The 24,124-nt window shown below is 68.4% G+C and carries 24 protein-coding genes and 3 pseudogenes; 4 read left to right on the top strand and 23 right to left on the bottom strand.

The window, feature by feature from the left end; translation table 11 throughout:
* Together MZV50_RS04855 and MZV50_RS04850 are read right to left on the bottom strand one after the other, a co-directional pair.
* A complete protein-coding gene (locus MZV50_RS04855) occupies window positions 1–432 on the bottom strand; it encodes a hypothetical protein (protein WP_252633271.1) in 432 nt (143 codons plus the stop codon).
* A gap of 70 nt (window positions 433–502) precedes the next feature.
* Entirely contained in the window at window positions 503–835 is a 333-nt protein-coding gene (locus MZV50_RS04850) for a hypothetical protein (RefSeq protein ID WP_252633270.1), read from the bottom strand.
* An 81-nt stretch (window positions 836–916) separates the two neighbouring features.
* Between MZV50_RS04850 and MZV50_RS04845 the strand changes: the two are divergent.
* Together MZV50_RS04845 and MZV50_RS04840 are read left to right on the top strand one after the other, a co-directional pair.
* Window positions 917–2,942: pseudogene (locus MZV50_RS04845) on the top strand (ATP-binding protein).
* 147 nt (window positions 2,943–3,089) lie between these two features.
* Window positions 3,090–3,443, top strand: coding sequence for a hypothetical protein (locus tag MZV50_RS04840; protein WP_252633269.1), 354 nt, complete (start codon window positions 3,090–3,092; stop codon window positions 3,441–3,443).
* A 10-nt stretch (window positions 3,444–3,453) separates the two neighbouring features.
* On the opposite strand, the gene MZV50_RS04835 is transcribed toward MZV50_RS04840, so the two are convergent.
* The 20 genes and pseudogenes from MZV50_RS04835 to ruvC all read right to left on the bottom strand — a co-directional run bounded on the left by MZV50_RS04835 (window position 3,454) and on the right by ruvC (window position 21,509).
* The gene (locus tag MZV50_RS04835) at window positions 3,454–4,275 is read right to left on the bottom strand and encodes a PhzF family phenazine biosynthesis protein (protein ID WP_252633267.1); all 822 of its coding nucleotides are present in this window, start codon (window positions 4,273–4,275) and stop codon (window positions 3,454–3,456) included.
* Between the two features lie 83 nt (window positions 4,276–4,358).
* Window positions 4,359–4,943 (bottom strand): nucleotidyltransferase family protein, encoded by a 585-nt coding sequence (locus MZV50_RS04830; protein ID WP_252633266.1) that lies wholly within the window; start codon window positions 4,941–4,943, stop codon window positions 4,359–4,361.
* The gene (gene thiD, locus MZV50_RS04825; protein ID WP_252633265.1) at window positions 4,940–5,743 is read right to left on the bottom strand and encodes a bifunctional hydroxymethylpyrimidine kinase/phosphomethylpyrimidine kinase; all 804 of its coding nucleotides are present in this window, start codon (window positions 5,741–5,743) and stop codon (window positions 4,940–4,942) included. The genes MZV50_RS04830 and thiD overlap by 4 nt, the downstream gene beginning before the upstream one ends.
* A gap of 43 nt (window positions 5,744–5,786) precedes the next feature.
* Entirely contained in the window at window positions 5,787–6,140 is a 354-nt protein-coding gene (locus MZV50_RS04820; RefSeq protein ID WP_252633263.1) for a response regulator, read from the bottom strand.
* Between the two features lie 134 nt (window positions 6,141–6,274).
* Window positions 6,275–7,090: a dihydropteroate synthase gene (gene folP, locus MZV50_RS04815; protein ID WP_252633262.1), complete on the bottom strand. Its 816-nt coding sequence runs from the start codon at window positions 7,088–7,090 to the stop codon at window positions 6,275–6,277.
* 9 nt (window positions 7,091–7,099) lie between these two features.
* Window positions 7,100–9,577 carry a PAS domain-containing protein gene (locus MZV50_RS04810; protein ID WP_252633260.1) on the bottom strand — a complete coding sequence of 826 codons (2,478 nt, stop codon included), beginning with the start codon at window positions 9,575–9,577 and terminating at the stop codon, window positions 7,100–7,102.
* A gap of 169 nt (window positions 9,578–9,746) precedes the next feature.
* Window positions 9,747–11,627, bottom strand: coding sequence for an ATP-dependent zinc metalloprotease FtsH (gene ftsH / locus MZV50_RS04805; RefSeq protein WP_252633258.1), 1,881 nt, complete (start codon window positions 11,625–11,627; stop codon window positions 9,747–9,749).
* 76 nt (window positions 11,628–11,703) lie between these two features.
* Window positions 11,704–12,926, bottom strand: a pseudogene (tilS, locus tag MZV50_RS04800) (tRNA lysidine(34) synthetase TilS).
* On the bottom strand, window positions 12,917–13,771 hold the full coding sequence (ybgF, locus tag MZV50_RS04795) for a tol-pal system protein YbgF (RefSeq protein ID WP_252633257.1): 855 nt from the start codon (window positions 13,769–13,771) through the stop codon (window positions 12,917–12,919). Before ybgF ends, tilS begins: the two are co-directional and overlap by 10 nt.
* 78 nt (window positions 13,772–13,849) lie before the next feature.
* The gene (pal, locus tag MZV50_RS04790; protein ID WP_252633256.1) at window positions 13,850–14,419 is read right to left on the bottom strand and encodes a peptidoglycan-associated lipoprotein Pal; all 570 of its coding nucleotides are present in this window, start codon (window positions 14,417–14,419) and stop codon (window positions 13,850–13,852) included.
* Window positions 14,420–14,623: 204 nt separating this feature from the next.
* Window positions 14,624–15,940, bottom strand: coding sequence for a Tol-Pal system beta propeller repeat protein TolB (tolB, locus tag MZV50_RS04785; protein ID WP_252633255.1), 1,317 nt, complete (start codon window positions 15,938–15,940; stop codon window positions 14,624–14,626).
* Window positions 15,941–15,969: 29 nt separating this feature from the next.
* Entirely contained in the window at window positions 15,970–16,782 is an 813-nt protein-coding gene (gene tolA / locus MZV50_RS04780) for a cell envelope integrity protein TolA (RefSeq protein ID WP_252633254.1), read from the bottom strand.
* 8 nt (window positions 16,783–16,790) lie between these two features.
* On the bottom strand, window positions 16,791–17,333 hold the full coding sequence (locus tag MZV50_RS04775; RefSeq protein ID WP_252633253.1) for an ExbD/TolR family protein: 543 nt from the start codon (window positions 17,331–17,333) through the stop codon (window positions 16,791–16,793).
* 4 nt (window positions 17,334–17,337) lie between these two features.
* Window positions 17,338–18,036 carry a protein TolQ gene (gene tolQ, locus MZV50_RS04770; RefSeq protein ID WP_252633252.1) on the bottom strand — a complete coding sequence of 233 codons (699 nt, stop codon included), beginning with the start codon at window positions 18,034–18,036 and terminating at the stop codon, window positions 17,338–17,340.
* Between the two features lie 124 nt (window positions 18,037–18,160).
* Window positions 18,161–18,616: a YbgC/FadM family acyl-CoA thioesterase gene (locus MZV50_RS04765; RefSeq protein ID WP_252633251.1), complete on the bottom strand. Its 456-nt coding sequence runs from the start codon at window positions 18,614–18,616 to the stop codon at window positions 18,161–18,163.
* Between the two features lie 2 nt (window positions 18,617–18,618).
* Window positions 18,619–18,864: a toxin-antitoxin system HicB family antitoxin gene (locus tag MZV50_RS04760; RefSeq protein WP_252633250.1), complete on the bottom strand. Its 246-nt coding sequence runs from the start codon at window positions 18,862–18,864 to the stop codon at window positions 18,619–18,621.
* On the bottom strand, window positions 18,861–19,289 hold the full coding sequence (locus MZV50_RS04755) for a putative toxin-antitoxin system toxin component, PIN family (RefSeq protein ID WP_252633249.1): 429 nt from the start codon (window positions 19,287–19,289) through the stop codon (window positions 18,861–18,863). Before MZV50_RS04755 ends, MZV50_RS04760 begins: the two co-directional genes overlap by 4 nt.
* Before the next feature lie 46 nt (window positions 19,290–19,335).
* Window positions 19,336–20,372: pseudogene (gene ruvB, locus MZV50_RS04750) on the bottom strand (Holliday junction branch migration DNA helicase RuvB).
* A complete protein-coding gene (ruvA, locus tag MZV50_RS04745; protein WP_252633248.1) occupies window positions 20,369–20,989 on the bottom strand; it encodes a Holliday junction branch migration protein RuvA in 621 nt (206 codons plus the stop codon). The pseudogene ruvB and the gene ruvA overlap by 4 nt, the downstream one beginning before the upstream one ends.
* 13 nt (window positions 20,990–21,002) lie before the next feature.
* A complete protein-coding gene (gene ruvC / locus MZV50_RS04740) occupies window positions 21,003–21,509 on the bottom strand; it encodes a crossover junction endodeoxyribonuclease RuvC (RefSeq protein ID WP_252635179.1) in 507 nt (168 codons plus the stop codon).
* A 122-nt stretch (window positions 21,510–21,631) separates the two neighbouring features.
* Here ruvC and MZV50_RS04735 point away from each other — a divergent pair, with 122 nt between their 5' ends.
* Both MZV50_RS04735 and MZV50_RS04730 read left to right on the top strand, forming a co-directional pair.
* The gene (locus tag MZV50_RS04735; protein WP_252633247.1) at window positions 21,632–23,053 is read left to right on the top strand and encodes a M20/M25/M40 family metallo-hydrolase; all 1,422 of its coding nucleotides are present in this window, start codon (window positions 21,632–21,634) and stop codon (window positions 23,051–23,053) included.
* Between the two features lie 67 nt (window positions 23,054–23,120).
* Window positions 23,121–23,402, top strand: coding sequence for a hypothetical protein (locus MZV50_RS04730; RefSeq protein WP_252633246.1), 282 nt, complete (start codon window positions 23,121–23,123; stop codon window positions 23,400–23,402).
* Window positions 23,403–23,468: 66 nt separating this feature from the next.
* On the opposite strand, the gene MZV50_RS04725 is transcribed toward MZV50_RS04730, so the two are convergent.
* A complete protein-coding gene (locus MZV50_RS04725; RefSeq protein WP_252633245.1) occupies window positions 23,469–24,113 on the bottom strand; it encodes a hypothetical protein in 645 nt (214 codons plus the stop codon).
* Window positions 24,114–24,124: the final 11 nt, after the last annotated feature.

The following is a 24,124-nucleotide window of genomic DNA, read 5'->3' as shown; positions in this document are numbered from 1 at the left end:
TTATTTTGCGGCGCGCCGTCTCGCGCGCCAGGCCAGCGCGACGCCTGTCAGCAAGCAGATCAACACGCCCAGACTGACCAGATTGTTCACCAGGATATAGAAGTTGTCATATCGCCTGGCCGCGACGAGGTAATAGGCGTGAAGACTGAACTGCACCCCTTGCAACAAGACGGTGACGCCTAGCCAGCGCGTGGCGTAGCGTAGCGACAGCAACAGCAGACCCAGCGCCAGCAGGCCGTCCAACGTCAGATAGACGCCCCGGATGAATTCCTTGTCGCGGATAAGGCTGGCCAGGATGAAACCGACGAAGATCGCCAGAACCAGCGCCGCGGCATGACGTTCCTGCCGCGCGCCCCATCGCCACGCGCCGAAGCAGGCCACCGCGATCAGCAGCCAATCAACCAAGAACAACAGTTGCAGATACGCAAACATGCTTTGGGCCTCTAATACAAATTAGAGGCCCAAAGGTATTAAACTATTGCAATGTGTTTTTGCCGAGACCTTAGACGGCCTCGCGCAGGCCGGTCGTGCCAGACTGTTCTTTCTCAGGGTACAGAGCGCCGCCCATGCGCGTGCGCATGCCAAGCCGCAGACGCGTCTCATCCAATCCGCCATGCGCCTCGACGACGGCCGTGCGCGCGCTCGACAGCGCCTGCATGGCTTCCACGAGCTTGGCGCTAACGCCGTGACCAACCGTGGCCGCCAGGTTCAGGTCCTTACGAGCCTGCACCAACTCGGCCATCATCTCGGCGACTTCGACCATAGCCGCGTCCACCGCCGCTTCGGTTGCGTACAGCTTGCTGGCCACACGCTTCGCAACAAAAACCTTTTCCACGCCCGCCTCCGTTAACGAAACACTAATGGAAAGGGTAAATAGAATGTTAAAGCGAAAGCAACGCAAAAATGCGCCTTAGCGTTGTTTTGCCGCGTATCTCCGAATGACCTTGGAAGCGAAGCGTTAGGAACCTTCAGGCACACTGTCGTGACGATTGAGTTCCTGGACGCTAATGGGCGAACAGCACAACGACAGCGCGAGCAGCGCGCCGACGCACGCGCCCCTCCAGGCGCGAATCGCGGGCGTGGCCCTGGCCACGACCGTGCTCGCGCTCGTGGCCGCGTGCCTGTGCTTCATGCTGCAGCAGTGGAGCGTCGCGCGGCAGGAAGCGCGCGCCAATCACGAGATCCTGGCCCAGATGGCCGCCGCCGGCGCCGCCGCGCCGCTGGCCGACCACAACATGGTCGGCGTCTATCGGGCCCTGGAGGCCGTCGCCAAGGCGCCCAGCGTCGCCTCCGTGCGAATCATCGACACCAAGGGCCGCACCGTCGCCCAGCTGGGTGAGGCCAGTCCCACCGACGCCGACACGCTGACGCGCCCGATCAAGCTGTCCTCCCAGACCGTCGGCTCCCTGGTTCTGGTCGCCCAGCACCCGGGCCTGGGCCAGACCCTGGCCCGCGACCTGGCCCTGACCGGAGCCCTGTTCTTCGGCGCGGCCGGCCTGGCGATCCTGCTGGCCAACAGCCTGGCCCGACGCCTGGCCCGCCCGATGGAGCGCCTGTCAGAGGCCATGCACGAGACCGCCTTGGGCGGCCGGTTCAAGGTCGTCGAGCACACCGCCGACGACGACGTCTTCCAGAGCCTGACCGCCAGCTTCAACCATCTGGTGACGCGCCTGGAGGCCAACGACCACGACCTGCGGGGCGCCATGGCCGAACTGGTCAAGGCGCGCGACGACGCCAACGCCGCCAACGTGCTGAAGTCGCATTTCCTGGCAAATATGAGCCACGAGATCCGCACGCCCCTGAACGGCGTTCTGGCCATGGCCGAGGTCATGGCCATGGACGACCTGGCCCCGACCCAGCGCGAGCGCCTGTCGGTGATCCGCGAGTCCGGCGCCGTGCTGCTTGGCGTGCTGAACGACGTGCTGGACCTGTCGAAGATCGAGGCCGGCCGCCTGGAGATCCAGGACCGCCCGTTCGACATCGCCCAGCTGGCCCAGAGTATCCGCGAGACCTACGCGCCCCAGGCCCGCGACAGAGGCCTGGCCTTCGAGGTCGCCATCGCGCCGGAGGCCCAAGGACTATGGCGCGGCGACGTGGACCGCCTGCGCCAAATCCTGGGCAACCTGATCGCCAACGCCCTGAAGTTCACGCTGGAAGGCGCCGTCGCCGTTCGCTTCGCCTCGGCCGAGGATGGCGACGGTCTGCGCATCGACGTGGCCGACACCGGTATCGGCATGTCGCCCGACATCCTGCCGCGCCTGTTCGACAAGTTCGTCCAGGCCGACAGCTCGACCACCCGCCGCTTCGGCGGCTCGGGCCTGGGCCTGGCCATCTGCCGCGAACTGGCCAATCTGATGGACGGCTCGATCAAGGTTCAAAGCCGCGAGGGCCGCGGCTCCACCTTCACCGTCCTGGTCGCCCTGCCCCGCGAAGAGGCGATCACCGACATCCACTATATCGACGATGGCCATGTCCCCGCGGTCGAAGCGGCGGAGACCCCGGCCATGCCCGAAGCCGAAGCCAAGACGGCGCCAGCCGAACCCTCTCGCTTGCGCGTGCTGGCGGCCGACGACAATCCGACCAACCAGAAGGTAGTCCAGGCCGTCCTCGCCCCGCTGCACGCCGAAGTCGTGCTGGTCGCCGACGGCGAGGCCTGCATCCAGGCCTGGAAAGAGTCGAAGTTCGACATCGTGCTGATGGACATCCACATGCCCGGCATGGACGGCGTCGAGGCCGCCCAGGCGATCCGCGCCCTGGAAGCCGCCGAAGACCGTCCGCGCACCCCGATCGTGGCCGTGACCGCCAACGCCCTGGCCCATCAGGTCGAGGGCTATCTGGCCGCCGGCATGGACGGCCATGTGGCCAAGCCGATCGAAGTCACCAAGCTCTACGCCGCCATCGAAGCGGCCATGACGGCGGCCCGGCTGGCGCAGGCGGCCTGAGCCTCCGTCGCCGACCACCTGAACATGAACCGAACATAACGGGCGGCTCAGAACCGCTTCAGGCTGAGTGTGTTTCTCTTAGCTCAACGTCGCTTCCCACCCCTCCCCAACGGGACGCGATGGAGCAATTCGAAGAGGAACCGAACGATGAAAAAGATCCTGATCCCGATCGTTGCGGTCTCGGCCCTGGCGGCCGCCACCGTCCCCGCCGTGGCCTCGGCGCAGTCGATCAACCAGCGCCAGGACCAGCTGGAACGCCGCATCGACATGGGCCAGCGCAACGGTACGCTGACCCGTGGTGAAGCCTACCGCCTGCGCGCCGAGCTGCGCGAAACCGCCCGCCTGGAATCCCGCTATCGTCGCGGTGGCCTGAGCGGCTGGGAACGCGCCGACCTGGATCGTCGCTTCGACCGCATCAGCGCCCAGATCCGCTACGAGCGCCACGACCGTGACTATGGTTACGGCTACGGCGACCACCGTGGTCCGGACCGCCGCTGGTAACGACTAGCTTCTAAGCCGGCTCCACCCGGAGCCGGCTCTCCAACACCGTGAAGCCGCGGCCGCGCAACAGAACGCGCGCGCCGCGGTTTTCGCATTCCAGGTCCCCGCCCCGGCCGGGATAGGCCTGATGGAACTTCAGGACGCCCTCGCCCAGCTTGTCGCCGTACAGCGGCATCAGGATGCAGTGGGCCGAACCCGTGGTGGGATCCTCCGGGATCCCGGCGGCCGGCGCGAAGAAGCGGCTGACCACCTGGTAAGGCTGGCCGGCGTCGGCCCGGGCCACGACGACAGTCTGGCCCGCCCCGTCCTTGGCCTCGCCCGCGATGACCTTCAGCGCCGCCAGGTCCGGCTGGAGGGCGCGCACCGTCGCCTCGTCCTTCAGCACCGCGATCAGATAGGCGCCGGCCCACATCTCGATCGGCTCGACGCCCAGCGCGGCGGCCAGCCCCGCGGGAACCGAGGTCTGGCGCGGCGGATCGGCCGGAAAGTCCATCTCCAGCCGCTCGCCGTCCCGGCGCACGGTGAGAGGCCCCGACAAGGTGTCGAAGGTCAGCAGGGGAACATCCGCGCCCATTTCGACGAACAGCGCGTGGGCGGCCGCCAGGGTGGCGTGGCCGCACAGCGGCGCTTCCCGCGTCGGCGTGAACCAGCGCAGGCCGAAGCGGGCCGGATCGGCGGTCCTCAGCAGATAGGCCGTCTCGGCCTGGTTGTTCTCGGCGGCGAGCGCCTGCATCCAGGCGTCCGAGGGCCAGGTGTCGAAGGGTTCGAGCACACAGGCCGGATTGCCCTTGAACGGGCCGCTGGCGAAGGCGTCGATGGTCCACTGGCGCATGGGAAGCTCCCCGAAAGTCCAATGGTCATCGCTGTTATGCGCCCGCCGCGTCGGGTGCAAAGCCTATATTGTCCCCGTTACAATCAGGGCTCGATCGAGATCTCGGGCCAGCGGGCCTTTGCCGAGCCGGTCGTGCGCGCCCAGCCGCCCGCCCCCTTCACCCGCAGCGGGTTGGGCCGCAGGCGCAGGTCGAAAAGGTCCTCCAGGCCGAACGGCGCCCAGACGTTCAGGCTATCGTCCTTCTCCAACCGCACCCCGACGCAGAAGGCCGTGGCCACGAAGCGCTTCAGGGCCGCGGCGCTGTCCTCCAGCGGCGGATAGGGCTCGTCGGCGCCGAACTTCTTCTCGAACCAGAGATGGACGCGGGCCTGGTTGCGGACCTCGACGAGATCGCGCAGCGGCGGCTCGAAGGCGGCCGCCACGCGCTGGATGACGACGTCCTCGGCCTCATACGAGGTGTCGCTGTCGTCATGATAGGCGACGTCGTAGTCCTTGATGCCGTAGGTCAGGTCGCGACCGGTCAGGTGGTTCCAGACCGGCTGATAGACCGCGCCCGAGAAGATCATCCAGTCGGGCAGATCCAGGTCGCGGACTGTTTCGAGCACCGCCCAGGTCGTGGGCGTGGCGCGAACGATCTCGATCAGGCGGGTTTCGAGCGTGTTGGTCATGCGCGCAGGGTCCAGCCATGGTCGAGGGGACCATGGCCCGCGCCGAAGCCCGGGGCGCGCAGCATCGCCTCGTGGACATAGTTCCAGGCGCGAGCGACGGCTTCCTCCAGAGACAGGCCCTGGGCCAGTCCCGTGGCGCAGGCCGAGGCCAGCGTGCAGCCGGTGCCGTGGGTATGGCGGGTCTCGATCCGCTCGCCCTCGAAGGTGGTCTCGCCGTCGGCGGTCATCAGGACATCGACGACACGGTCACCGGCCACATGCCCGCCCTTCATCAGCACCGCCTGGGCGCCCATGGCCAGCAGGGCCTCGCCGGCGCGCCGCAGGTCATCGGTGGTCTCGACCGCCACGCCCGTCAGGGCGGCGGCCTCGGGCGCATTGGGGGTCAGCAGGGCCGCGCGCGGAATCATCAGGCTCTTGACCGCGCCGATCGCGGCTTCCGCCAACAGAGGCGCGCCGCCCTTGGCGATCATCACCGGGTCGACGACCGCCGGGATCTTGCCGGCATGATCGATGGCGGCGGCCACGGTCTCGACCACGGCCGCGTCGCCCAGCATGCCGGTCTTGAGCGCGTCGGCGCCGATGTCGTCCAGCACCGCCCGAGCCTGGGCGGCGATCACCTCGAGCGGGATCGGATGGACGCCGGTGACGCCCAGGGTGTTCTGCACGGTGACGGCGGTGATGGCGGTGGCCGCGTAGCCGCCCAGGGCGGTGATGGTCTTGATGTCGGCCTGAATCCCCGCGCCGCCACCGGAATCGGATCCGGCGATGACGAGGACACGGCCTTTGGAGGTGCTGGACATTCCCGGTGTTTAGGCGGGAATCGGAGCGAAGGGGAGAGGCCGACTAGGCCGGCTGAAGGGCGTTCTGCCAGGCGCCGGCCAGGATGTAGGGCCGGATCGGCTTCTGGACGATGAGGCCGCCCTGCTCGTCCAGCGCCGTGGCGTTGCCGGTGATATAGACGACCGGTATGGGCCCGAGGTGAGCCATGATCATCTTCACCGCCTCGACACCAGTGCCGTCGACGATGCGGTAGTCGGCGGTGATCAGGTCCGGCTTGCGTTTCAGGGCGCTGTCCAAGGCGTCCGTGGGGCTTTCGGCGATGGCGACGCTGGTGAAGCCTTGCGACTTCAGCAGCGCCTCGATCTCGATGGCGATCAGGATCTCGTCTTCGATGATGAGGGCATGGCGCGGGGGCATCGTTAAACGCTTTCGAAAAACTGACCCGGACATCTAAACGCACTGATTCTCCACCTCGCAAGCGAGACTGGCAAGCAAATTCAACCCAGAAACGCGCGCAACCGCACATAATGGTGACACGACAAGGGTTTGGCTCAGGCGCCTAAAATCGCGGCTTGTACGTCCAGCGCCTGGACCGTCTCGCGAACATCGTGAACGCGAACCGCCGCCACGCCCGCAACTCCGCCTTGCAGATGCGCGGCCAGCGAGCCGCCCAGCCGATCCGTCGCCTCGCCGGCGGAGAGATCCACCCCGGCGATGAAGCGCTTGCGGCTGGCCCCGAGCAGGATCGGATAGCCGAGCGCCACGAACCGGGGCAGAGCGGCCAGCAGAGCCAGATTGTGCGCCACCGTCTTGCCGAAGCCGATGCCCGGGTCCAGCCAGATCCTTTCCTTGGCCACGCCGGCAGCCATGGCCGTGAAGGCCCTGGCAAGTAGGAACGCCTCGACCTCGGCCACGACGTCGTCGTAGCGCGGGGCGTCCTGCATGGTCCCCGGCTGGCCCAGCATGTGCATCAGCACGACCTCGCAGCCCAGCTCGGCCGCGACCTCGGGCGCCTGAGGCGAGAAGCGCAGGGCCGCCACGTCGTTCCAGATCGTCGCCCCGGCCTTAACCGCCGCACGGGCCACGCCGGGCTTCATGGTGTCGATCGAGATCGGAATGTCGCTGACCGCGCGGATCGCCTCGATCAGCGGGACCACGCGCAGGATCTCGTCGAATTCCGAGACCTGGGCCGCGCCTGGCCGGGTGCTCTCGCCGCCGATGTCCAGGATGTCGGCGCCCTGGGCGATCAGCCGGCGCGCGTGCTCGATCCCGTCGGCTGTCGACACGAACTGACCGCCGTCCGAGAAGCTGTCGGGCGTGACATTGACGATCCCCATCACCTTGGGGCGGCGCTGGACCTGGGACATCCCCGGCTTCTAGCCCTCGCGCAGCATCCGGTCGACCCGGCCGGCCAGGTCGCTAACCGCGAAGGGCTTGGTCAGCACCTCCATGCCGTGCTCGATGTGGCCGTGGTTCAGCACGGCGTTCTCGGCGTAGCCGGTGATGAACAGCACCTTCAGCTCGGGCCTCAGCGCGCGGGCGGCGTCGGCCACCTGGCGGCCATTCAACCCGCCCGGAAGGCCGACATCGGTGATCAGCAGGTCGACGTCGCCGTTCGACTGCAGAATCCGCAGGCCGGTCGAGCCGTCCTGGGCCTCCAGGCACGCGTAGCCCAGCTCGGCCAGGGCGTCGACGACCAGCATCCGCACGGTGGGCTCGTCATCGACCACCAGCACGGTCTTGTCCGCCTTGATCGGGGCCGGGCCCAGAACGTGATCGGGCGCCTCGACCTCCTCCTCACCCAGATAGCGAGGCAGATAGAGGCAGACCATGGTCCCCTGCCCGACCTCCGAATAGATCCGCACGTGGCCGTTGGACTGCCGCGCGAAGCCGTAGACCATCGACAGGCCCAAGCCGGTGCCCTGGCCGATCGGCTTGGTGGTGAAGAACGGATCGAACACCCGCTCCAGCGTCGCCTTGTCGATGCCCGTGCCGGTGTCGCTGACGCAGACCGAGACGTACTGCCCCGGCTCCAGGCCATGGTCGCGGGCGGTGCGGGCGTCCAGCCAGCGATTCCCAGTCTCGATGGTCACCGTGCCGCCGTTCGGCATGGCGTCGCGGGCGTTGATGCACAGGTTGAGAAGCGCGTTTTCCAGCTGGTTGGCGTCGACCAGGGTTGGCCAAAGACCCGCAGCGGCGATGTTCTCGACCTGGACGCCCGGGCCGACCGTACGGCGCACCAGTTCGACGAAGTCGGCCATCAGCCGGTTGATGACCAGGGACTTGGGCGCCAGGGTCTGGCGACGCGAGAAGGCCAGCAGGCGATGGGTCAAGGCCGCCGCCCGCCGCGCCGCGCCCTGGCCGGCCGCCAGATAGCGTTCGACATCGGCCGAGCGCCCCTGGGCCAGCCGGGCGCCGATCATCTCGAACGAACCCGAAATGCCGGCCAGAAGGTTGTTGAAGTCGTGGGCCAGTCCGCCCGTCAGCTGACCGACGGCCTCCATCTTCTGGGCCTGGCGCAGAGCCTCTTCCGTCTCCAAGAGACGCTCCTGCTCGGCCAGGCGCTCGGTGACGTCGTAGACGAACTGATAGGCGCCGATCTGCTGGCCCTCGGCGTCGTACAGCGGGTGGAAGCGCATCTCGTAGAAACGCCGTTCCCGCAGGGGATCGCCAAATTCCTCAACCTCGACGAAAGATTCGCCCGAAAGCGCTCGCTCCCAGACCGCCAGCACGGCCGCCATGTGCTCGGGTTGATCGGCCAGCAGCGCCCTCATGTTATCGCCCACCTGGGGGCGCACACCGAAGATCCGCTCGAACTCACCGGCCGACGCGCCATTGATGGCCAGCCAGTTTAGCTCCATGTCGGCGACCTGGACGAAGATGTTCGTGCCCTCGACGATGTCGGCCAGCAGGCGGCGCTCGGCCAGGGCCTGGGTGACCCGAGCCTCGAGCGTCTCGTTCAGCAGCCTCAGCTCGGCCTCGGCCTGCTTGCGGGCGGTGACGTCTTGGAACAGCACGGCGACCTGGCGCAGCTCGGGCGGCTCGATGCGGAACGACGACAGCGCCAGATGCCGGCCAGTGGCCACCAGTTCCTGCTCGAAGCGGATCGACTGGCCCGTTCGCAGCACCGCGCCGTAGCGCGCCACCCAGGCGTCGGCCTCGTCGGGCACCATCTCGCGCAGCTTCTGGCCGACGACGTTCGGAATGCCGGCATGGCGCTCATAGGCGGCGTTGGCCATGACGTGGACGTAGTCGCTGAGCGGCCCGTGGGGACCGTCGAAGAATTCGATGACGCAGAAGCCCTCGTCCATCGACTCGAACAGGGCGCGATAGCGACGCTCGTCCTCGTGGTGAGCCTGCTCGCGGCGGACGCGCTCGGTGATGTCGTTGCACAGCACGTGAACCCCGGCGACCGCGCCGGTCTCGTCACGCACCGGCGAGAACATCAGATTGCACCAAGCCGCCTCGCCGCTGGCGCGGGTGAAGCCGACATATTCGCGCACGACGCTCTCGCCCGCCTGGGCGCGGGCCAGCATCGGCAGGCCAGGGGCGATCGGAAAGACGTCGGCGAACCGCGCGCCAGGCGCGGTGTCGGCGCCGAGCAGGGCGCGGGCCGCGTCGTTGAACAGCAGCGCGCCATCCGTTCCCCAGGCCAGGAAGGAGGAGATCGGCGAGGCCAGGGTCATGCCAATGGCCACCTTCAACGCCGACGGCCATGCCTCCGGCGCGCCGAGCGCCGTGTCGGACCAGTCCCGCGCCGCCACAACCGCGCCCATCTCCCCGCCGCCCATCAGGAACGCGGGGATGGAAAGCGATTTGGGATGCGAGCCCGAAGACTCGTCGGCGGTGGTCATGGTTTCCAATAGCAGAGCCCCCAGACCCGCGCATTCAGCCAAGCTTGAACGATCGACCCGCTTCGGGGTTGCCCGTCCAGCTTGGGGAAAGTCGCGATCGCCACTAGAGTTCCCACCAAGAAAAAAGCCGGCTCTCGCGAGCCGGCTTGATCCTTTGAATGCGGAGTTTCTAGGCCGTGACGCTAGCGCCGGCGCCCGGAGAGAGCGGCACCAGGGAGGGCGCCGCGATCGTTTCCTTGGTCTCTTCCTCGTCGCGCTTGGGCAGCTCGCCCTTCATCACGCCGATGATCTCGTCACCCGAGAGGGTCTCGTATTCCAGCAAGGCCTTGGCCACCGAGTGCAGGTGGTCCAGCTCCTCGGTCAGGATCCGGCGAGCCTCGTCCTCACCGCCCTTCACCAGGCGACGCACTTCGGCGTCGATGGTGATCATCGTCTCGGGCGAGACGTTCTGGGTGCGGGCGACCGAGTGACCCAGGAACACCTCGTCCTGGTTATCGCCATAGGCCACGGTGCCCAGCTGGTCGGAGAAGCCCCAGCGGGTGACCATGTTGCGAGCCAGGCTGGTGGCGGCGCTGATGTCGCTGGACGCGCCCGAGGTGATCTTCTCCTTGCCGAAGATCAGCTCCTCGGCCACACGGCCGGCCATCATGATGGCCAGGCGCGAGGTCATCATGTCGTAGCTCATCGAGTAGCGGTCGCCCTCGGGCAGCTGCATGACCATGCCAAGGGCGCGGCCGCGCGGCACGATCGTGGCCTTGTGGACCGGATCGGCGACCGGAACCCGAAGGGCCACCAGGGCGTGGCCGCCCTCATGATAGGCGGTCAGCTTCTTCTCGGCGTCGCTCATGGCCATCGAGCGGCGCTCGGCGCCCATCATGACCTTGTCCTTGGCGTGCTCGAAGTCGTGCATCGTGACCATGCGACGGTTTTTGCGGGCGGCCGTCAGGGCGGCCTCGTTGACCAGGTTGGCCAGGTCGGCGCCCGAGAAGCCCGGGGTGCCGCGGGCCAGCGTCTTGACGTCGACATCGGCCGCCAGCGGCACGTTCTTCATGTGCACGCGGATGATCTTCTCGCGGCCGGCGACGTCGGGGTTCGGCACCACGACCTGACGGTCGAAGCGGCCCGGACGCAGCAGCGCGGGGTCCAGCACGTCGGGACGGTTGGTGGCGGCGATCAGGATGATGCCTTCATTGGCCTCAAAGCCGTCCATCTCGACCAGCAGCTGGTTGAGGGTCTGCTCGCGCTCGTCGTTGCCGCCGCCCAGGCCGGCGCCGCGATGGCGACCGACGGCGTCGATTTCGTCGATGAAGATGATGCAGGGGGCGTTCTTCTTGGCCTGCTCGAACATGTCGCGGACGCGGCTGGCGCCGACGCCGACGAACATTTCGACGAAGTCCGAACCCGAGATGGTGAAGAACGGCACGCCCGCCTCGCCCGCGACGGCGCGCGCGATCAGGGTCTTACCGGTGCCGGGAGGGCCGACCAGCAGGGCGCCCTTGGGGATCTTGCCACCCAGGCGCTGGAACTTGGCCGGATCCTTCAGGAAGTCGACGACCTCCTGCAGTTCTTCCTTGGCCTCGTCGACGCCCGCGACGTCTTCAAACGTGATGCGGTTCTTGTTCTCGGTCAGCAGGCGGGCCTTGGACTTGCCGAAGCCCATGGCGCCCTTCGCTCCGCCCTGCATCTGACGCATGAAGAACAGCCACACGCCCACGACCAGCAGGATCGGCAGCAGCTGGACCAGGATGGCCAGGAAGCTGATCGAGCCGCTCTTGAACTTCACGTCGGCGTTCTTGGCCACCATGCGGTTGACCAGCTCGTCCGAGTTCATGGGCGCGTTGACCGTCAGCACCTTGTTGTCGGCCGTCTTGGCGACGACCGTCTGGCCTGCGATTTCGGCCGACTTGACCTTGCCGGCGTCGACGTCCTTGAGGAGCTGCGAATAGCTGATCTCGCCGCCATTGCGCGTGCGCTGGTTCTGGCTGACGACGAAGACGCCCGCCAACACCGCGATGATCACCAGCCAGATGGCCAGGTTCCGGAAATTCATACGCTTCGTCTTCCCAACGATAGGTCTCGACCCACCAAGATAAGGGGTCGCGAGCGCTTACGCCATGCACGTGACATCAGGTCACGGATTCTTGGTCACAAAGGCCGATCGCGGCCCTGAAACGATCCGGAACGAGCAAGCGCGCGCGCGCTCCTCCTTCAACTGCAAGGTCCGAGCCGTCAAGCACGGGCGTGACCGGAGCGACGCCTTGTCGCGAAACCAGCGGCGAGGCCGGGCGCGCGGGGGCCGCAACCCCCGTCAGCCGTAAGCGCTGGTCCGGGGACAAGCCCGCGGCGCGCCCTTCAACGCCATGATGGTCAGCGGCGCGTCGCCCGCGGTGATCTCCCAACGTCCGTCCCAGACGCCGGTTTCGCCGGACGCCAACGCCAGCGACGAAAGACCGCCCCGCGCGGTCTCGCCGGCGTCGCGACAGACCAGCACATCCAGCCCAGCCTCGACCCGCGCGCCCGACAGGGTGGCGGCGAAGGCCTCGCCGGACCTTAGGCGCTGGACCAGGCGTTCGAGCCGCTCCCCGCGCGGCGGCCGCTCGGTTCCGGCGGCGCACAGCAGGGCGGCGGCCAGATGCGCGGCGGCGACGTCGCGCGGCAAGCGGATGACTCCGGCGGCGTCGACGGAGAAGACCGGCGGCGCCAGGCAAGGCGTCTCGGGCGACGGGATCTCGCCCGCCCCGGCCGCACGGGCTCGCGCCCGGGCGTAGCGGAGGTCGGCGTTGGCGGGGTCGTCCAGCCAGGTCTCGCCCTCGGCGGCCAGGGCCTGGCGGATCGCCTCGCGGGTCAGCGACAGCAACGGCCGCAGCAGGAAGACGTCTCGTCCCTCGGGCCAGACCGGCGACGGCGACCACGCACGCGGATCCGGGACCGTCGAGCCCTCGGCCCGCATGGCCACGCCCTCGGCCAGATCCGTGGCGGTGTGACCCAGCAGCAGGACCTTGGCCCCGGCCGCGCGGGTGGCCTGGGCCATCAGAGCGTGACGGGCGCGGCGGGCGGCGGCGGGGAGGCCGGTGGTCGGCTTGTCGCCGGTCCAGGTCAGGGCGCGCGCCTCCGCGCCCAGCGTCCGCGCCTTGGCGACGGCGTCGGTGGTCCAGCGGTCGCTGCCCGACTGCAAGCCGTGATCCACGACCAGGGCCAGCACCGGCCGGCCGCGTGGCCGCGCCCAGTCCACGGCCGCCTTCAACAGGAAGAGGGAATCACCGCCCCCCGAAAAGCCAACGGCCAGCGGGGCGGCGGAGGTCGGGTCGAGCCGCCGGTCGAGGACGGCCCGGACCGGATCTAGGAACACTTGGCCGCGACGCGGGTCGAGGCCGCCCGGGAGGTGACCTGGGCCGGCGCCTTGGGATAGCGCTTGGGCAGCTCGTCCAGAGTACGGCAAGCCTCGGTGGTCTTCTTCAGCGCCACCATCGAGCGGGCCAGCTTCAGGGTGGCGTCGGGGCCCCAGCTGGTCTTCGGCCAGCCGCGGATCGCGCCGATATAGGCGCTGGCGGCGTCGGCATAGGACTCGCGCACGAACAGCGTCTCGCCCCACCAGTAGCGCGCCTCGGGCGTCTTGGCGTCGTCGGGGTAGTTGTTGACATAGGCCGAGAAGGCCTGCTCGGCGTTGGCGTAGTCGCCGGCCAGCAGCAGGTCCTTGGCTTGCTTGAAGGCCACCGCCGGGTCGGCTGGCGGCGCGGGCGGCGGCGGCGTCCCGCCGGCCAACGGCGCGGCGACCTGGGCGGCGCCGGCGGCCTGCAGATCCGCCACGGTCTTTTCCAGGGCGGCCAGACGCTGCTCCAGCGAGTCCGCGCGCGCCTTCTGGTCGGCTGCGGCCCGGTTGGCCTTGGTCAACTCGAAATTGGCGGCCTCGTTCTGGCCGTTCAGCTTGGTCAGCGTCTGCTCCAGGTCGGTGACCCGGTCGTTGAGGGCGGCGATCTGGGCATCGGTCTCGGCCGGCTGCACCACCACCGGCTTGCCGGTGTCGCGGCCTTGGAAGACGATCGCGCGCAGCTCGCGGACCACCTTCTCCATGCGCTCGACGCGCTTGGCCGAACGGTCGTCCAACGGATCGGCTTCCGGCAACGGGGTCTGGGCCATCGCCACGGCGGCGCTGGAAGCGAACAGGACGGCGAGCAGGGCGGATTTCAGCTTCATGACCGTGATCTACCGATAGGGACTAGACAAAACTAGGGCGGCCTTGCGTTCGCAGGGCCGCCCCGTTGTAGCGCGAGATTAGCGGGCGCCGTCCGTGATGGCCGTGTGGCCGTTACGGTTCTTGGCCCAGGCCTCCTCGGTCGTGCCCGGATCGATCGGCTTCTCCTTGCCGAACGAGATCGTCTCGATGCGGGCCGCGGCCACGCCCTGACCGATCAGGAAGTCGCGGATGGCGTTGGAACGGCGAGCGCCCAGGGCCAGGTTGTATTCGCGGGTGCCGCGTTCGTCGGCGTTGCCTTCGATGCGAACCTTCACCGCCGGGTAGCGGTTCAGCCACTGGGCCTGACCGGCCAGGACCGGCTGGGCGTCGGCGCGCACCGAGTATTCGTCAGTGTCGAAATAGACTCGGTCGCCGACATTGACGACGAAGTCCTGCACCGAGCCCGGCAGCACGCCGCTCGAAACCGGCGGGGCCGGCGGCGGGGTGTAGGGCGTGCTCGGCGCGGCCGGCGGCGGTTCCGGGGCGGCCGGCGCGACAGGCTGGGGCTTCGGACGCGAAGCGCAAGCGGCGAGCGAGGCGGCGGCCACGCCGACGAGCGCCAGTCTAATGGCGCGCTGGGTGTCGAAGCTCATCCAGTTTCTCCTCAATCTACGGAAATCTACGAACTCTGGACCTGATCCATACCTGCGCAACGCCTGGAATGGACCCTACAAATGTCTGACCAATCCTCACAATGATGTCAGATGCTCGTCAGATCACGCGGATGCACTTGCGGCGCCACCACGCTGGCGGCGCCGTCGTCTGGGCAAGAACGCTCACGCAAGGCTCAGGTTGCCAGGCCTTCGCGTCAATCAGTCCAGCAGGGGCGACCAGGCCGGGTCGGACCCCGCGCCGCTATAGGCCGCCGGCCGCAGGATCCGGCCGGTGATGTCCACCGTCCAGAGCTTGGGATTGCCGCTGGAGCCCTCGCGGAAGAACATCAGCACGCGGCCGTTGGGGGCCCAGGTCGGGCCCTCGTCCAGATAGCTGGTGGTCAGCAGGCGCTCGTCGCTGCCGTCGGGACGCATGACGCCGATGTGGAACTCGCCCCCGGTCTGCTTGGTGAAGGCGATGAAGTCGCCGCGCGGGCTCCAGACCGGGGTCGTGTAGCGGCCGCCGCCGTACGAGATGCGGCGCACGCCCGAGCCGTCGGTGTTCATCACGTAGAGCTGGGCCTGACCGCCGCGGTCGGAGTTGAAGGCGATCTTGGTCCCGTCCGGCGAGAACGACGGCGAGGTGTCGATGGCCGGGTCGGTGGTGATGCGGTTCGAGGACCGGCTGCGCAGGTCCATCATGTAGATGTCGCTGTTGCCAGCCTTCTCGACCGAGAACGCCACCTTGCTGCCGTCCGGCGAGAAGCGCGGCGCGAACACCATGCCCGGGAACTTGCCGATCGTCTCCTGGCGGCCCGTCTCCAGATTCAGCAGGTAGATCGACGACCCCGTCGGCCGCAGGGCCATGTAGGTCAGTTCCTGGCTGGTCGACGAGAAGCGCGGCGTCATCACGATGTACGAGCCGTCGGTCAGGTACTGCGGGTTGGCGCCGTCCTGGTCCATGATCGCCAGGCGCTTGACGCGGGAGAGCTTGGGGCCGCTCTCGGCGACGAAGGCCACGCGGGTGTCGAAATAGCCCTTTTCGCCCGTCAGGCGCTCGTAGACGGCGTCGCTGATCTTGTGGGCCACCCGACGCCAGTTGTCCGGCGTCGAGGAGAATTGCAGGCCCAGCAGCTGCTGCTGGCTGAACACGTCCCACAGGCGGAAGTCGACCCGCAGGCCGCCGTCGGCGCCGACCGTGACCTGGCCGTTGATCAGGGCCTGGGCCCCGGTCGCCTGCCAGTCGGGAAAGCGCGGCTGGACGTTGACGTCCTGCAGCTTGTCGGCGACGCCCGCGACGTTCAGCGGCTGGAACAGGCCCGAGCGCTCCAGATTGCCCGAGATGACCTGCGAGATCTCGGCGCCGCGCGTGGCGCCCGAGAAGGCGGGAATGGCGATCGGCAGCGGCTTGACGGCGCCGGCGTTGATATCGACCTCGATCTGCGCGGCGGCCGGAGCGGCGAACGCCGCGCCGCCCAGCAGCACGACGGCGGCCATCAGCAGAACTCGCACACCCTTTGGGGCTTTCAGGCGCATCCGGGTTTCCTTCTCCTTCGATCCCGACATCAACGCGAACAGGCCTGTTTTGCGTTGAAGTTGAGGGCGATTTTCTGACCGTACAGGTCGGACGGCAGGTAGGCGAACGGCGAGGCGGCGAACAGCGCGCGGATGGCGCGGTCCGAGGCCGCCTTGACGACGGGGTCGGGCGAGGACGTGCCCGGCGACTCCGGCTGGCCGACGACTCGTCCGCCGGGGCCGATCACGAACACCACGCGGACATTGACGTTGGCCCCGCCCTCGACCTCGCAGTTGGGGTTCCAGCGATCCTGCACCTCGCCCTGCAGACGGCCGAGCGCCGCGGCGGAAAGACCCGTGGCCGCGCCCATGGCCGGACGGGCCGAGACCGAGGTCTCCGCGCGCGCCGGCCCCTTGGGGGCGTTGGCCGTCGGCTTGCCCGTCGCCTTCTTGGTCTTGGCGATCGAGGCTTCCAGCGAGGCGAAGAAGTCGTTGTCGTTCTTCTTCTGCGGCGTCGGCTTGGCCGGCGTCGGGGTCGGCGCGGGCTTGGGGACCGGCGTCGGCTTGGGCGGCGGCGCGGGGGCCGGGGTTGGCGTCGGGGCCGGAGTCGGGGCCGGCGGCTGCGGCGTGGCCTCGGGCGTCGGATCCGGCGTCTGGGCCGTCTGCTCGACCGGGGCTTCCTCGGCCGGGCGGACATTGGTCGGACCGTTGGTGACGATGGTCACCGGCACCGACTCGCCAATGGTGATCGGCTTGGACGACTTCCAAGGCAGGCCGAACGCGATCAGCGCCGCCACGACGCCGTGCAGCGCGATCGAGCCCAGCAGCGCCGGGGAGACCTGATGTTCGCGGCGGGCGCTCATGCCCGCGCCTATTGGGCCGGCCGCGAGCCGCCCGCGCCCTCCGGCTGGGCGTCGCGCGGCGCGGCGCTGGAAGAGGGGGCGCCCGACGACGGACCGCCCGTCTCGGTGATCAGGTTGATCTTGTTGAACCCGGCGTTCGACAGCCCCGCCATCACCTGGGCGACGACCGCGTAGGTCGCCCCGCCGTCGGCGCGGACGAACAGTGGCTTGTCATAGCCGTCGCCGGCGATCGCGCTGATGCGCGGCGCCAGGTTCTCGAACGGGATCTCGGTCTCGCCGACGAAGATCTTGCCCTCGCGGTTGATCGAGACGGTGATCGGCTCGTCCTGGTTCTGCAGGGCGGCCGCCTCGGTCTTGGGCAGCTCCAGCGGCACGCCGGCGGTCAGCAGCGGAGCGCTGATCATGAAGATGATCAGCAGCACCAGCATCACGTCGACCAGCGGCGTGACGTTGATCTCGGACAGGGCCCCGCGCGAACGGCGGCCGCGACGGCGGCGGCCGCGGCCGCGGCCGCTGTTGGTGGCGAAGGCGTCGCTCGACGACATCGACATGGGATCAGACCCGTTCCGACAGGCGACGCTGGATCGCGGTCGACAGGTCGTCGGCGAAGCCTTCCAGGCGGCCGGCGTACTTGCCCGCGTCGGTCGAGAACTTGTTGTAGGCGATATAGGCCGGGATGGCGGCGATCAGGCCCACGGCCGTGGCGAACAGGGCCTCGGCGATCGACGGGGCGACGACGGCCAGCGAGGTGTTCTTCGACAGGGCGATGTTCTGGAAGGCATGCATGATGCCCCAGACCGTGCCGAACAGGCCGATGAACGGGCTGGCGGTGGCGACGATGGCCAGGCTGCCCAGGCCTTCCTCGACCTTGCTGGTCTCGCGGGCGATCTGGTTGTCCAGGATCCGGTCGATGCGGGCGACCAGGAAGGCGGCCTGATTCTCGCTCATCGCGCCCTTGGCCTTGGCGTCGCGCCATTCCTTCAGCGCCGCCTGCAGCATGCGCGGCAGGGCGTGGGGCGGATTGGCGCCGGCCTCGCCCGCGACGTCTTCCAGCGACCGTCCGCCCGTGACCTGCTCCTCGAAGCGGTCGGCGGCGCGGTTCAGGGTGGTGAAGCGGAACAGCTTGTCCAGAATCACGGCCCAGGAGCCCAGCGAGGCCAGGATCAGGCCGATCATCACGCCCTTGACGACCCAGTCGGCCTGCATGAACAGCGCGAAGAACGAGAAATTGGGGGCGGCGGCCGAGGCGTCCATGCGGGATATGGCTCCGTTGGGGCGTCTGATCAGAACAGAGGATAAGCGCCGTATGGCATGAAGCGGCGCTTGGGTGAAACTATGACGAACCTAGAGGGATCCGAAAAAAGCCCGCGCTTTCCTGTCAGGCGCCCGGCTGCTCGGCCAGCCAGGGCGAAAGCTGGGCCAGCATTTCGGCGGTCGGACGGCGCGGACGGCCGCTCAGGCTGATGCACACCGCCTCGCCCTTCGCCTCCAGCACGACATCGTCGCCGCGCGTGATCCTCTGGGTCACATAGAGTCGCGGGCCCTTCACCCGGTCGTAGGTCGTGCGCACCACCAGGGCGTCATCGACCCGCGCCGAGCGCTTGAAGTCCAGCGTCATGTGGATAATGGCGAAGGCGGTGTCCTGCTCGGCCAGTTCGGTGTGCGAGATACCCACCAGCCGGAAGAAGTCGCTGCGCCCCCGCTCCAGATAGCGCAGATAGTTGGCGTGATAGACGATCCCCGAGAAGTCGGTGTCCTCGTAATAGATCCGCACGGGCAGCTGGTGCTCGCGGCCGGAGAACACGCCAGCTGTGGGTTCGGGCGGGGTCGTCATGCTCAGCGTTCGTCACCCTTGACCGGAGCCTTGCCCGCTCCGGCGCGTCCCAGGATCTCCAGAGCCTTGGGCACGTTGGCCCGTGCGGCGCGCTCGGCGAAATAGGCTTCGGTCCGCAGGGCCGAAAGCTTCTCCGCCACCGCGACATTGATCAACTGGTTCAAGGCCACGCCTTCGGCCTCGGCAAGCTTACGGGCTTCATCCAGAAGCGCCGGCTGCAGGCGCAAGGCAAAATTGCTCTTCCTCATCGTACCGCCTCCAATCGTTGCAAGGCCTCGCCCGGCGACCATAGCGCCAAGCCAAAACGCCTGGCGACCGGCTCGAAGTCTCGCCTATTGAACGTCACGATGGCGTCGGCTTGGCCGTTCGCGGCGGTCTCCAGCACCATGTCGTCATCGGGATCCCGCAAGGCGGGACGCCAAAGAAACGCTAGACGCACCGGCTCGGCGGTCGCGGCAACCGTGTCAAGCAGGACGCCAATCTCCTCCGCATCGAGGCCAGAGGCGACCAGGTGTTCCGGTCGTGTCATGACCGCCTCGTACTCCAGCAACAACGGCGTCGAGACCAGCAAACTCATCCGCCGCTCCAAGGCCGCCGCGAGGAGCCGATTGGAAGCACCGAGATTGCTTCGGATCGCTGCGACCATCGCGGACGTGTCGAGCACCACACGCATAATAGAGAATTATGGATATCGCTGGCGATATTGCAAGTGTGTGTGCCTACTCGTCGAACAACCCTCCCTGCGCCGTTCCTGGCGGGGCGGCGGGCGGGGTCAGGCCCAGATGCAGATAGGCCTTGCCGCACGCCATGCGGCCGCGCGGGGTGCGCTGGATGAAACCCTGCTGCATCAGATAGGGCTCGATGACGTCCTCGACGGCGTCGCGGGCCTCGGCGATGGCGTAGGCGATGGTCTCCACGCCCACCGGGCCGCCGCCATAGTGCTCGATCATGGCCCGCAGGTAGCGGCGGTCCAGGCTGTCGAGACCGACCTCGTCCACTTCCAGACGCGCCAAGGCCAGGCCGGCGGCCTTGCGGTCGATGACGGTCGCGCCGTCGGCGGTGGCGAAGTCCCGCACCCGACGCAGCAGGCGGCCAGCGACGCGCGGGTGCCGCGGGCGCGCTTGGCGATCTCGTCGGCCCCGTCGTCGGACAGCGGCGCGCCCATCTTGCGGGCGGCGTGCAGCAGCACGTGGCGCAGTTCGGCCGGGGTGTAGAACTCCAGCCGGATCGGGATGCCGAACCGGTCGCGCAACGGCGTGGCCAGCATGCCGGCCCGCGTGGTGGCGGCCACCAGGGTGAACGGCGCCAGGTCGATGCGGATCGAGCGCGCCGAGGGCCCCTCGCCGATCACCAGGTCCAGCACGTGGTCCTCCATGGCCGGATAGAGGATTTCCTCGACGTTCGAGGACAGGCGATGGATCTCGTCGATGAACAGGACGTCGTTGGGCTCGAGATTGGTCAGGATCGCCGCCAGGTCGCCGGGCTTGTTCAGCACCGGGCCGGAGGTGGCGCGGAAGTTCACGCCCAGCTCGCGGGCGACGATCTGAGCCAGGGTGGTCTTGCCCAGCCCCGGCGGACCGAACAGCAGCACGTGATCCAGAGACTCGCCCCGCCCCTTGGCCGCCTCGATGAAGATGCGCAGATTGCCCTTGGCCTGCTCCTGGCCGACGAACTCGGCAAGGGTCTGGGGCCGCAGGGCGCGATCGGCGGGCGCCAGGTCGCCGTGCTGGGGCTCGCCGGAGATGACGCGAGTCATCGCCCGAGCTCCTGCAGGCCGGCCTTGATCAGCGCCTGGACCGTGGCCTCCTCGCCGAGGCGGTCAGCGGCGGCCTCCACCACGCGGCGGGCGTTCACCTCGGCCACGCCCAGCCCCATCAGGGCGGCGACCGCGTCGCCCGTGGGCGCCGGCTTGGCGGGAGCGGACGGCGACGCGGCCGAGCTCGGCGCGGCCATCAGCACGGGCCCGTCGGTGATCGGCTTGTCCTTCAGTTCGGTGACGATGCGCAAGGCCAGTTTAGGGCCCACGCCATTGGCGCGGCCGACGGCGGCCTTGTCCTCGCGCGCAACCGCCGAGGCCAGCTCGGCCGGCGACAGCACGTCCAGCACGGCCATGGCGGCCTTGGGACCCACGCCCTGGATCGCCTGCAGCAGCACGAAGGCCTTGCGGTCCTCGCGCGTGGCGAAACCGTAGAGTCGCAGACCCGCGCTCTCGCTCCACTGGCTCTCGATGTGCAGCAGCGTCTCGTCGCCCAGCGCTGGCAGGCGCTGCAGCGTGCGGTGGCCGCAGCGGACGACATAGCCGACGCCCATGACGTCGATCAGGGCCTCTTCCTCGCCGACCTCGGCGACGGCGCCGCGCAGTCTTCCAATCATAGCGTTCTGGCGATCATGCCACCCTCCGGGCGGTGCGGGCGTGGGCGTGGGCGATGGCGACCGCCAGGGCGTCGGCGGCGTCGGCCGTCGGCGAGCCGGCGGTCGGCAGCAGGCGGGCGATCATGAAGGCGATCTGGGCCTTGTCGGCGCCGCCGGTCCCGACCACCGCCTTCTTGACCATGGCGTTGGAATATTCCGCCACCAGCAGGCCGGCGCGAGCCGGGGCGATCATGGCGGCGGCGCGAGCGTGGCCCAGCTTCAGCGTCGACTGGGCGTTGGTGTTGACGAAGGTCTCCTCGACCGCCGCCTCGTCGGGCGCGTACTGCTCGATCACCGCGCAAATCCCGTCGAACAGGCAGAGCAGGCGATCGGAAAAGGCGGCCTTCTCGTCGGGCGCGATGACGCCGTGGGCCACGTGCGTCACCCGCGAGCCGAGCACGCTGACGACGCCCCAGCCGGTGCGGCGGAGGCCTGGATCAAGTCCGAGAATACGAATGGCGTTCATCATGTGTTCTCGCAACATCGTCTGATCCGCCCGCGAGGAAAAGCCCCTGTATTGCTAATGAGCGGTAAACGACGCCCCTTGCGCGACCGACATCGGCAAGCTCTCCTCGCGCCCAAGCTTCATTGGGGAGAGTACGGATGAAACGGGCGGTGTGGATGACGGCTGGCGCCTTGATGGCCCTCGCGACCGGCGCGGCGGCGCAGACGGCCGAGCCCCCCAAGACCGTCCGCCCGGACCAACTGGCCTTCCGCGACCTCTACAAGGAGCTGGTCGAGATCAACACCACCCTGTCGGTCGGCAGCTGCACCGCCGCCGCCGAGGCCATGGGCGCGCGGCTGAAGGCGGCGGGCTTTCCCGAGCCCGACGTCAAGGTGGTGGTCGCCGACGGCCACCCCAAGGAGGGCTCTCTCGTCGCGATCCTCCACGGGACCGATCCGAAATCCAGGCCGATGCTGCTTCTGGCCCACATCGACGTGGTCGAGGCCAACCGCGCCGACTGGACGCGCGACCCGTTCAAGCTGGTCGAGGAGAACGGCTACTTCTTCGGACGCGGCACGTCGGACGACAAGGCCCAGGCGGCCATCTGGGTCGACAGCCTGGTCCGCCTGAAGCAGGCGGGCTTCAAGCCCAAGCGCGACATCAAGATGGCCCTGACCTGCGGCGAGGAGAGCGAGGCCTATAACGGCATCGAGGACCTGGTGAAGAACCACCGTCCGCTGGTCGACGCCGAGTTCGCCCTGAACGAGGGCGCCGACGGGCTGCTGGACGAGCACGACAAGCCAGTCGTGCTGGAGGTGCAGGGCGGCGAGAAGGTCTATCAGGACTTCACCCTGACCGTGACCAATCCCGGCGGCCACTCCAGCCGCCCCGTGCCGGCCAACGCCATCTATCAGTTGTCGGCGGCGCTGGACCGGATCGGCGCCTATGGCTTCCCGCCGCGCTTCAACGACGCCACGCGCGGCTATTTCACCAAGATGCAGGCGCGCGTCTCGCCCGAGCAGGCGACGGCGATGAAAGCCCTGGTGGCCGATATCAATGACCCGGCGGCGCTCAAGACGGTCACGGCCGACCCGATGTGGAACTCGATGCTGCGCACTACCTGCGTGGCCACCATGGTCAGCGCCGGCCACGCGCCCAACGCCCTGCCCCAGCGCGCCACCGCCAACGTCAACTGCCGCATCCTGCCAGGCACGCCGGTAGAAGAGGTCAAAGCAAAACTGGCGGAACTGGCCGGCGCGCCGGTCACCGTGACCCTGGCGCACGAGCCAAACCCCGTATCGCCGCCCCCGCCCCTGACCCCGGCGATCATGGGCCCGATCGAGAAGCAAGCCGCGAAGCTGTGGCCCGGCGTGCCGGTCGTGCCGATCCTGCTGACCGGCGCCACCGACGGTGTCCACACCAATGCCGGCGGCATCCCGACCTATGGCGTCTCGGGCCTTTTCAGCAGCTCGGACGGCGACGGCATCCACGGCCTGAACGAACGCATGCGGGTCAAGTCACTCTATGACGGCCGCGATTTCCTCTACGCCCTGATCAAGGACTACGCGGGCGGGAAATAGACGGACGCGCCTCTGGAACCATCGTCCGGTCTTCCTATTTCCGCTCCAGCGTAAAGGGAGACGGACGATGGTAAGTACCTCGGACGATGGGATCCTGACCGAGTACATGGTCAGCTACTGGTCGATGAAGCACGAGAAGATCGACCGCCCGACCAAGCTCCTGGAGACCCTCTACATAACCGAGCGCTACCAGGCGGGCGAAAGCCTGCGCGAGGCGCGCTCGGCCTATGACCATGCGGTCTGGAACGGCGTGCCGGTGGCCGAGATGGACCGCCGCCTGGCCGATCTCGACCAGTTCATGCGCGACCTGGTCCGCGAGCGCGCGGCGCAGTGGGGCCAGCCGCACTAACCCTGGTCGATAGAGGCGAACGCCCGCGTGAAATCGGCCTGGGCGCGGAGCGCCTCCCCTACACGCTCAGGGGAAAAAGCCATCAATGACGTCGCCCTCGAGCCGGATTGTCGGCTCCCACAGGGTCAGGTCCCAATGGCCGTCGCGGTAGGGCACGGTCTCATCGGCGGTGATCTCCTCCGACAGGGCGCGCGTCAGGAAGGGGAAGGCAGCGCTCATCCGCGCGTCACGCGCCCAGGCCGGGACATCGACCAGCCGAAAGGCGTAGTGCAGCCGGGCGGCCGGCTGTCCCGCGCCATCGACCGCGCTCCACACCCGGGTGACCTGGCGACGGGCGTAACACAGTTCCAGCGCCACGGGCCGGCCGTCTCCGGAGCGCCGCTCCTGAAACCATCGCGCCGCCTGCGGGGTCGGCGTCAGGCGGACCGCGCCATCGTCCAGCGGGGTCCCGGCCAACAGGCCGTTGTCGATCAGCGCCCTGACGCTGGGACGCTCAACGGTGTCGGCCGACATTTCGACCGGCAGCATCGAGGTCAGGACGGGCGCGCATTGCCGGCGCGCCTCGAAGTGCTGCCTCAGCGCCGTCAACGCGCGACCGTCGGCGATCTGGCGTTGGGCTTCCTTGTCAGGATCTGGAGAGCAGCCGGCCAGGACCACCAGGCTCAGGGCCAAGCCCCATAGGCGCGTTCGCGGTGTCGTTGGGGTGAGCATACGCACTCTCT

It is taken from the genome of Caulobacter segnis (genome assembly GCF_023935105.1).
Lineage (GTDB): Bacteria > Pseudomonadota > Alphaproteobacteria > Caulobacterales > Caulobacteraceae > Caulobacter > Caulobacter segnis_B.
This window is presented reverse-complemented; position numbering and strand designations above follow the sequence as displayed.

Bases quoted from the DNA above. Each gene is read 5' to 3' on its own strand.
- MZV50_RS04855 (WP_252633271.1), bottom strand. From the start codon at position 432: ATGTTTGCGTATCTGCAACTGTTGTTCTTGGTTGATTGGCTGCTGATC.
- ybgF (WP_252633257.1), bottom strand. From the start codon at position 13,771: ATGAAGCTGAAATCCGCCCTGCTCGCCGTCCTGTTCGCTTCCAGCGCC.
- MZV50_RS04820 (WP_252633263.1), bottom strand. From the start codon at position 6,140: ATGCCCCCGCGCCATGCCCTCATCATCGAAGACGAGATCCTGATCGCC.
- MZV50_RS04765 (WP_252633251.1), bottom strand. From the start codon at position 18,616: ATGACGACCCCGCCCGAACCCACAGCTGGCGTGTTCTCCGGCCGCGAG.
- MZV50_RS04830 (WP_252633266.1), bottom strand. From the start codon at position 4,943: ATGACCAACACGCTCGAAACCCGCCTGATCGAGATCGTTCGCGCCACG.
- folP (WP_252633262.1), bottom strand. From the start codon at position 7,090: ATGTCCCAGGTCCAGCGCCGCCCCAAGGTGATGGGGATCGTCAATGTC.
- MZV50_RS04735 (WP_252633247.1), top strand. From the start codon at position 21,632: ATGAAACGGGCGGTGTGGATGACGGCTGGCGCCTTGATGGCCCTCGCG.
- tolA (WP_252633254.1), bottom strand. From the start codon at position 16,782: ATGAGCGCCCGCCGCGAACATCAGGTCTCCCCGGCGCTGCTGGGCTCG.
- MZV50_RS04835 (WP_252633267.1), bottom strand. From the start codon at position 4,275: ATGCGCCAGTGGACCATCGACGCCTTCGCCAGCGGCCCGTTCAAGGGC.
- thiD (WP_252633265.1), bottom strand. From the start codon at position 5,743: ATGTCCAGCACCTCCAAAGGCCGTGTCCTCGTCATCGCCGGATCCGAT.
- ruvA (WP_252633248.1), bottom strand. From the start codon at position 20,989: ATGATTGGAAGACTGCGCGGCGCCGTCGCCGAGGTCGGCGAGGAAGAG.
- MZV50_RS04810 (WP_252633260.1), bottom strand. From the start codon at position 9,577: ATGACCACCGCCGACGAGTCTTCGGGCTCGCATCCCAAATCGCTTTCC.
- MZV50_RS04840 (WP_252633269.1), top strand. From the start codon at position 3,090: ATGAAAAAGATCCTGATCCCGATCGTTGCGGTCTCGGCCCTGGCGGCC.
- MZV50_RS04760 (WP_252633250.1), bottom strand. From the start codon at position 18,864: ATGAGGAAGAGCAATTTTGCCTTGCGCCTGCAGCCGGCGCTTCTGGAT.
- tolQ (WP_252633252.1), bottom strand. From the start codon at position 18,036: ATGGACGCCTCGGCCGCCGCCCCCAATTTCTCGTTCTTCGCGCTGTTC.
- MZV50_RS04755 (WP_252633249.1), bottom strand. From the start codon at position 19,289: ATGCGTGTGGTGCTCGACACGTCCGCGATGGTCGCAGCGATCCGAAGC.
- MZV50_RS04730 (WP_252633246.1), top strand. From the start codon at position 23,121: ATGGTAAGTACCTCGGACGATGGGATCCTGACCGAGTACATGGTCAGC.
- MZV50_RS04775 (WP_252633253.1), bottom strand. From the start codon at position 17,333: ATGTCGATGTCGTCGAGCGACGCCTTCGCCACCAACAGCGGCCGCGGC.
- MZV50_RS04725 (WP_252633245.1), bottom strand. From the start codon at position 24,113: ATGCTCACCCCAACGACACCGCGAACGCGCCTATGGGGCTTGGCCCTG.
- ftsH (WP_252633258.1), bottom strand. From the start codon at position 11,627: ATGAATTTCCGGAACCTGGCCATCTGGCTGGTGATCATCGCGGTGTTG.
- tolB (WP_252633255.1), bottom strand. From the start codon at position 15,940: ATGCGCCTGAAAGCCCCAAAGGGTGTGCGAGTTCTGCTGATGGCCGCC.